A 7,500-nucleotide genomic window follows, 5' to 3' on the forward strand; every position below is an offset into this window, starting at 1 on the left:
GCCTCGACCTCGCGATCCGCCCGGGTGACGAGATCGAGATGGCCCTTCTCCTCCACCCCCTTCTCCGTGCCCGCGCCACGGAAATAGGCTAGGCCGATCCGTCCCGCCGCCTGCGCCAGCCCAATCAGTTCGTCCCGCATCGTCTCGATGGCTCCCCGCTTTAATTCGATAGACAAATGTCACATCGATTTGACAAGTGTCAATGAGTGGGTAGGATTGCTTAGCCGGGAGGAGAGCCGGCACGCCGGCGCGAAGCCGGCTTCATGGGTCTGGGAGGATGCAATGGCAGTCTGGAAGAAAACCCTCGTCGCGGCGGGCGTAGCGCTTATCGCCGGCACGGCGGGCGCGATGGCGGCAGGTGGCGAGCCGGAGAAGGAGCTGGTCGTCTATGCGTCCCATCCTTCCGAGATGGTCGACTATTTCACGCAGGAATTCGGCAACAAGTACGGTATCCGCGTCACCACGGTGAAGGCCGGCACCGGCGAATTGCTGAACCGCATCCGCGCCGAGAAAGACCGGCCGGGATCCGACGTGCTGTGGGGCGGCTTTGCCGACACGGGCGCTTCGGCGCCGGAGCTGTTCGAGGCCTACCAGTCGCCCGAGCTCGCCCAGATCGAACCGGCGATGATCGACAAGAAGGGCTACAACACGCCGTTCGCCGCCAGCCTCATGGTGCTGATGGCCAATCGCGAGCAGGTCAAGCCCGAGGACGCGCCGAAGAAGTGGCCGGACCTCACCGATCCCAAGTGGAAGGGCAAGATCGTTCATGCCGACCCGTCGAAGTCGAGCTCGTCGCTGGCGGCGCTCAACACCTGGCTGATGATCTATGGCCGTGGCGACGACGCCTGGAAGCTGGTCGAGGCGATGACGGAGAACACCAACATCGTTCTGAAGTCGAGCCTCGTGTTCCAGCAGGTCGGGCGCGGCGAATACCCGCTCGGCGTCACCTATGAGGAAGCGGCCTTCAACTACGTCCTCGCCGATACCGCCGACATCATCTATCCGGAAGACGGCACGCTGGCCCAGCCGGAAGGCATGTTCCTCGTCAAGGGTTCGGCCAATCCCAACGCGGCGAAGCTCTTTGCCGACTATCTCCTCTCCGAGGAAGCGCAGAAGAAGCTGGTCGAGCATTTCCCGGGCCGTCGCCCGACGCGCATCGGCGTCGAGAACCATCCGCGCATGAAGCCGCTGAGCGAGATCAAGATCATCGACTACGACAGCGACTGGGCGAGCGCCGACCGCGCCGACATCCTCGCCAAGATGCAGAAGATCATCGTCAAGACCCAGTAGGGCTTGACCCGGTAGGGCCTGCCCGACCGGCCTCGTCGAGACCGTCTTCGGGCGAGGCGCATGCCGCTTCGCTCCAGAACGCCGCTTCGCCCGAAGACGACGCGACAAACTTGGCGCCGGCTCCTTACCCATTCTGAAGAAACACGGACCCGGCCCCTAGCGGCCCGTTCCCCCCGATCTCGCGCGCGCCAGGACATGGGCGCGCGAACGCTGCCGCTCACGCAATCAGGATGCGCGAAGATGACAACCTCCGTCACGATCGATTCCGTCACCAAGCGCTTCGGCGATTCGACCGCCGTCGACGATGTCAGCTTCGACATCGCCAAGGGCGAGTTCTTCACCCTGCTCGGCTCCAGCGGCTGCGGCAAGACCACCCTGCTCCGGATGGTCGCCGGCTTCCTGCGCCAGACCTCCGGCCATATCCGCTTCGGCGGCAGGATCATCGACGACGTGCCGCCGCATCAGCGCAACACCGGCATGGTCTTCCAGAACTATGCGATTTTCCCGCACCTCACCGTCTTCGACAACATCGCCTACGGCCTGCGCGCCCGCGGCCGCGGCAAGGCCGAGATCGATCGCGAGGTGAAGCACATGCTCGAGCTGGTGCAGCTCGGCCATCTCGCGCATCGCCGGCCGCGTGAATTATCTGGCGGCCAGCAGCAGCGCGTCGTGCTGGCGCGTGCCATGGTGATCAAGCCCGACGTCCTCTTGATGGACGAGCCGCTGTCGAACCTCGATACCGAAATGCGCATCCACCTGCGCAGCGAGATCCGCAGCCTGCAGCGCCAGGTCGGCATCACCACCATCTATGTGACGCACGACCAGGAAGAAGCGCTGCTGATGTCGGACCGCATCGCCGTGATGAGCCGCGGCCGGGTCGAGCAGCTGGACGTGCCGCACCGGATCTATGCCGAGCCGCAGACGCTGTTCGTCGCCCGCTTCATCGGCGAGAACAATTTGCTCCCCGGAACGGTGATCGGCCGCGAGGCGGACGGCCACCACATCATCGAGCTCCCCGGCGGCCATCGCATTCGCGGCGCCGGCAGCTTCGACGAGGCCGGCTCGGCCTGCCACATCTCGATCCGGCCGCAGGACATCGACCTGGCGCCTGCCGACGGCGCGTCGCCGAACACGATCGGCGGAACCGTCACCGACATCCAGTTCCTCGGCGGCACGGTCAAGCTTCTGGTGGAAATCGGCGCCGAGCAGCCGCTGCAGGTCTCGCTGCAGGGCCGGCGCGGCATGGACATGCCGTCGGCCGGCAGCCGGCTCGAGCTCGACATCCCGCTCAAGGCGGTGCGCACCTTCAAGCCGGAGGCACGCGCATGAGCGTCCTCTCCTCGGCGCCGCGCGGGCGCATGACGACCCTCCTCGGCAGGCTGTTCGATTTCTGGCCGCTCGTGACGGTCGGCGCCCTTGTCGTCACCACGCTCCTGCTGCTTTTGCCCGTCTACAACATCATCGGGCTCTCCTTCTCCGGAAAGGAGGCCGGCAAGAGCGTCTTCCAGAACTATGTGATGTTCTTCAGCGAGCCCTACTATTACCGCTCGCTGATCAACTCCTTCATCGTCTCGATCAGCGCGACGATCCTGGCGCTGCTGGTCGGCATTCCGGCCGCCTATTTCGTCAGCCGCTACAACATCTGGGCGCGCAGCCTGATCAAGACGATCGTCGTGCTAACCTTCGTCTCGCCGCCCTTCATCGGCTCCTATTCCTGGGTGATCCTGCTCGGCCGGAGCGGCGTGCTGACGCGGTTCTTCGCCGATCTCGGCATTTCGCTGCCGTCGATCTACGGCGCGCCCGGCATCATTTTCGTCTTCACGCTGCAGTTCTTCCCCTTCGTGTTCCTGCTGGTCTCGTCGGGGCTGAAGTCGATCGACCAGAGCGTCGAGGACGCCGCGCGCAATCTGGGCTCCGGCGAGTTCGCCACCTTTGTCAAGGTGATCGCGCCGCTGCTGCTGCCCTCGATCACCACGGCGGCGCTGCTCGTCTTCGTCGCCGCCTTCACCGATCTCGGCACGCCGCTGATCCTCGGCGAGAAGTTCCGCGTCCTGCCGCTGCTGATCTATGGCGAGTTCGTCAATGATTTCGGCGGCGAGCCGGTGCTGGCGAGCACGCTCTCCGTGCTGCTGCTTGGCGTGACGACCGCCGCGCTTCTGGTGCAGCGCTCGCTGTCGGCGCGCTTTTCCTACGCGACCGCAGCCATCCGGCCGCTCACCATGCAGGAGCCGGCGCCGGGGAAGCGCATCGCGGCCGCGCTCTATGTCTATCTGCTGATGGCGATCGCCATCCTGCCGCTCGTCAACATCGTCGTCTCGTCCTTCCTGAAGTCGAAGGGTCCGGTGCTCACGGCGGAGTTCAGCCTGGAAAACTACCGCCGCATCGCCGGGACGATTTCGGCGCCACTCTGGAACACCATTGTGTTCACCAGCACGGCGACGCTGCTCTGCGCCGTCATCGGCACGCTGATCGCCTATATCATCGTGCGCCGGCCCGGCCGGATCAGCGCCTTCCTCGATACGGTGGTGATGTTCTCCTATGCCGTTCCGGGCATCGTGCTCGGCGTCGGCCTGGTGGTCACCTATCACCATCCGCCCTTTGCCCTGACCGGCACCGCGCTCATCCTGATCCTGGCCTATTTCATCCGCCGCCTGCCCTTCTCGGTCCGGTCCTCCGCCAGCTCGCTGCAGCAATTGTCGCGGGATACCGAGGAGGCCTCGATCAATCTCGGCGCCGGGCCGGCCGCGACCTTCGCCAAGGTGACCGTGCCGCTGCTGTCGATGGCGATCCTCTCCGGCGTGCTTCTGACCTGGTCGAACACGATCCGCGAGCTCTCCGCCACGCTGATCCTGCAATCGGGATCGACGGCGACCGTCAGCATCGAGATCTTCAACGAGGTGGTGAACGGCAATTTCGGCGTCGCCTCGGCGCTCGGCAGCGTGTTGATCCTCTTGACCTTCCTGCCGCTGATTCTGCTCTTCACCTTCATGGGGAAGAACGAGGAGGCTCTGGTGTGACGAGCACCATCTGGCGTATTCATCCTCGTCGCGCGTTCAAGGAAGCCCACCGTGCCACCGAGAAAAACGCAGCCGGCCGGGCGCACGCCACGGCTCCCTGACGACCTGATCCTCGAGGCTGCCTGGCTCTATTATTACGAGGACCGCAACCAGAGCGAGATCGCCGACGCGCTCGGCGTCTCGCGCAGTTCGGTCGTCGGCTATCTGCAGCAGGCGCGCGACCGCGGCATCGTCGAGGTCCGCCTCGATCCCAGGAGCTTCGCCCGCCACCATCATGCCCGCACGCTCAAGGAGCGCTACGGCTTGGTCGACGTTCAGATCGCGCCGGGCGATGATTTCTCGCTCGAACGCACGGCGCATCTGGCTGCGCGCTGCCTGCCCGACCTGCTGGAGCCGGGCGACACGCTCGGCGTCGCCTGGGGGCAGACCGTCTTCACGCTCTCCGAGCATGTGACGACCCGATCGATCGCCGATCTGACCGTCGTGCAGATGGTGGGCGCGGTCAATTCTCCCTATGGCTTCGATTCGGAGAGCTGCGCCTCGCGCATCGCGGCAGCCTTTCGCGGTCGCTGCGTCAACCTGCATGTCCCGGCGATCGTCTCGAGCGCGGCCATGGCCGAGGCCCTGCAGCGCGAAAGCGTCATCGCGGCGCAGCTCGACGAGCTCGGCCACATCAACAAGGCGCTGTTCGCCGTCGGGTCTTGCGAGCTCAACAGCCACATCGTGACGAGCGGCATCGCCGGCCCGGAGGATCTCGCCGATTATCGCGCCCGCGGCGCCGTCGGGCTGATCTGCAGCCGCTTCATCGACCGCGCCGGCCGCCATCTCGCCGGACGGCTGGACGACCGCATGATCGGCCTGACGCCGGAGAAGATTCGCGGCCTCGCGACCGGCATCCTTGTCTCGAGCGGCGCCGACAAGATCGTCGGCATGGCGGCGGCGCTGCGCGGCGGCTACGCCACCCACCTCTTCACCGACCTGCCGACAGCGGCGGGAATCGTCGAGCTCGGAAATAGCGCGGCGGGCTGAGTTTTTCGGGGCGGACCGGAAAGACTCGGATCTGCTCCCGCCCGCAAACCGCTTCGAGCACACAGGGGGCAGCGGCTGCAGCTCCAGATTGCGGAACTCGGCCGCAGCTGCAGCTGCGTCCGCAGATGCCGGACTCGAGCGCGGCCTTCGGCCTTCGGACAGCCCGTGTGCGCATTTTGTTCAATCGAATCGAGCGCAGTCCCCTCGAGCTGAACAGACCGGACTGGCCAGCCCTCTGACTACTGGACGATTCTCCCAGACTGCCATCCTAGAGCTCCACCATCATCCTGAGGTGCCCGGCGAAGCCGGGCCTCGAAGGAGGGTCCAGGGAACGCCTAATTCAGATCGCCGGGCGGATTCGCCGGACGTCGTCTGCAAGCGGCAATGCCCCAGCGGATCTTCCATCGAGGCCTCGTTCACGCCATGCACCTCGGGAGGATGGCGGGGCCCATCGATCAGCTTGGAGGATTCAGCGGGTTCCACTGAAGCCAGGCCACCTGAGGCATGTTTTTCCCCGTGTTGGTTGTTTTGGTTTTGGGGATGATGGCGAAGGCTTTGTTTTTGCGCCAGTGTCCTTGAGGGAGCTGGAGCTTCGTCCGGTCGGATCGGGGGTTGGCTCGGCCGCGGCCACCCGGTTTTGAGCTTGCGCGCTTGTGCGGGTCTGTTCCGGGCAGGTGCTGTTCCGCGCCGTGGCGCTAGTGCCGGCGTCGCCGCCGCCCTGCCCTCGCCGCCCTGCCGTCTTCCGCGCCTTGGTGCTTGTGGCGACGTCCGGCCTGGGACCGCCGGCGTCCGGCGTGATGGCGTCGCTTCCCGGCGGTTTTCGTGGTGCTTGAACGCAAAAACCCCGCCGGCGAAGGTGTCGCGCGGCGGGGTTTTTGTTGTGTTTCATCGTAGAGAGAATGTTTCGAAGGGTTTCTGTGCTTTGCAGGCCTGGCAGCGACCTACTCTCCCGTGTCTTAAGACAAAGTACCATTGGCGCGGAGGAGTTTAACGGCCGAGTTCGGAATGGGATCGGGTTCAGGCTCCTCGCCATGACCACCAGGCCGGCGAAGCACAGAAGAAACTGGTTTTGCAGGGTTAGCTGCTTTTGTCGTCGATGGTCATCTGCGTTGGAGCGGATGAGCATGGATTAATGGGAGTGATCAAGCCGATCGAGTTATTAGTACCGGTAAGCTGCATGCATTGCTGCACTTCCACACCCGGCCTATCAACGTGGTGGTCTACCACGACTCTCAAGGGAATACTCGTTTTGAGGTGGGTTTCCCGCTTAGATGCCTTCAGCGGTTATCCCGTCCGTACATAGCTACCCTGCAATGCGGCTGGCGCCACAACAGGTCCACCAGAGGTACGTCCATCCCGGTCCTCTCGTACTAAGGACAGATCCTCTCAATATTCCTACACCCACGGCAGATAGGGACCGAACTGTCTCACGACGTTCTGAACCCAACTCACGTACCACTTTAATCGGCGAACAGCCGAACCCTTGGGACCTTCTCCAGCCCCAGGATGTGATGAGTCGACATCGAGGTGCCAAACGATGCCGTCGATATGGACTCTTGGGCATCATCAGCCTGTTATCCCCAGAGTACCTTTTATCCGTTGAGCGATGGCCCGTCCACGTGGGACCACCGGATCACTATGGCCGACTTTCGTCTCTGCTCGACTTGTCAGTCTCGCAGTCAGGCGGGCTTATGCCATTGCACTCGACGACCGATTTCCGACCGGTCTGAGCCCACCATCGCGCGCCTCCGTTACACTTTGGGAGGCGACCGCCCCAGTCAAACTACCCACCATGCACGGTCCCGGATCCGGATGACGGACCGCGGTTAGACATTCATATTCACAAGGGTGGTATTTCAAGGATGGCTCCACACGAGCTGGCGCCCATGCTTCAAAGCCTACCACCTATCCTACACATGCAAACACGAATGCCAGTGCAAAGCTATAGTAAAGGTTCATGGGGTCTTTCCGTCTGACCGCGGGAACCCCGCATCTTCACGGGGAATTCAATTTCACTGAGTAGGTGCTGGAGACAGCGGGGAAGTCGTTACGCCATTCGTGCAGGTCGGAACTTACCCGACAAGGAATTTCGCTACCTTAGGACCGTTATAGTTACGGCCGCCGTTTACCGGGGCTTCAATTCAATGCTTGCACATCTCCTCTT

The 7,500-nt window shown here is 63.7% G+C and carries 5 protein-coding genes and 2 rRNA genes (2 of these 7 cut by a window edge); 4 read left to right on the forward strand and 3 right to left on the reverse strand.

All coding sequences use genetic code 11. The annotated features are described in order from the left end of the window. A protein-coding gene (locus AC6HZP_RS00030; RefSeq protein WP_497524916.1) for an inositol monophosphatase family protein crosses the window boundary here: on the reverse strand, window positions 1-140 show its 5' end (the start). 637 nt of this gene lie to the left of the window's left edge; only the first 140 of its 777 coding nucleotides appear in the window; its start codon is at window positions 138-140; its stop codon lies beyond the left edge, outside the window. A gap of 142 nt (window positions 141-282) precedes the next feature. Here AC6HZP_RS00030 and AC6HZP_RS00035 point away from each other — a divergent pair, with 142 nt between their 5' ends. The 4 genes from AC6HZP_RS00035 (at window position 283) to AC6HZP_RS00050 (ending at window position 5,336) form a co-directional block, all read left to right on the forward strand. Continuing rightward, window positions 283-1,290 (forward strand): extracellular solute-binding protein, encoded by a 1,008-nt coding sequence (locus AC6HZP_RS00035; protein ID WP_497524917.1) that lies wholly within the window; start codon window positions 283-285, stop codon window positions 1,288-1,290. A gap of 240 nt (window positions 1,291-1,530) precedes the next feature. Continuing rightward, entirely contained in the window at window positions 1,531-2,619 is a 1,089-nt protein-coding gene (locus AC6HZP_RS00040; protein WP_497524918.1) for an ABC transporter ATP-binding protein, read from the forward strand. Then, window positions 2,616-4,307 carry an ABC transporter permease gene (locus tag AC6HZP_RS00045; protein WP_497524919.1) on the forward strand — a complete coding sequence of 564 codons (1,692 nt, stop codon included), beginning with the start codon at window positions 2,616-2,618 and terminating at the stop codon, window positions 4,305-4,307. Before AC6HZP_RS00040 ends, AC6HZP_RS00045 begins: the two co-directional genes overlap by 4 nt. A 51-nt stretch (window positions 4,308-4,358) precedes the next feature. Beyond that, window positions 4,359-5,336 (forward strand): sugar-binding transcriptional regulator, encoded by a 978-nt coding sequence (locus tag AC6HZP_RS00050; protein WP_497524920.1) that lies wholly within the window; start codon window positions 4,359-4,361, stop codon window positions 5,334-5,336. A 928-nt stretch (window positions 5,337-6,264) separates the two neighbouring features. Here the strand turns inward: AC6HZP_RS00050 and rrf are convergent. Both rrf and AC6HZP_RS00060 read right to left on the reverse strand, forming a co-directional pair. Beyond that, window positions 6,265-6,379: ribosomal RNA gene (gene rrf, locus AC6HZP_RS00055) — 5S ribosomal RNA — on the reverse strand. Window positions 6,380-6,474: 95 nt separating this feature from the next. Then, window positions 6,475-7,500, reverse strand: a 23S ribosomal RNA gene (locus tag AC6HZP_RS00060); it runs 1,726 nt beyond the window's last position.

The sequence above is a fragment of the Kaistia sp. SLG-1 genome, from assembly GCF_059699055.1.

Excerpts from the sequence above, each read along its gene's own strand:
- AC6HZP_RS00035 (WP_497524917.1), top strand. The coding sequence starts at position 283 with ATGGCAGTCTGGAAGAAAACCCTCGTCGCGGCGGGCGTAGCGCTTATC.
- AC6HZP_RS00040 (WP_497524918.1), top strand. The coding sequence starts at position 1,531 with ATGACAACCTCCGTCACGATCGATTCCGTCACCAAGCGCTTCGGCGAT.
- AC6HZP_RS00045 (WP_497524919.1), top strand. The coding sequence starts at position 2,616 with ATGAGCGTCCTCTCCTCGGCGCCGCGCGGGCGCATGACGACCCTCCTC.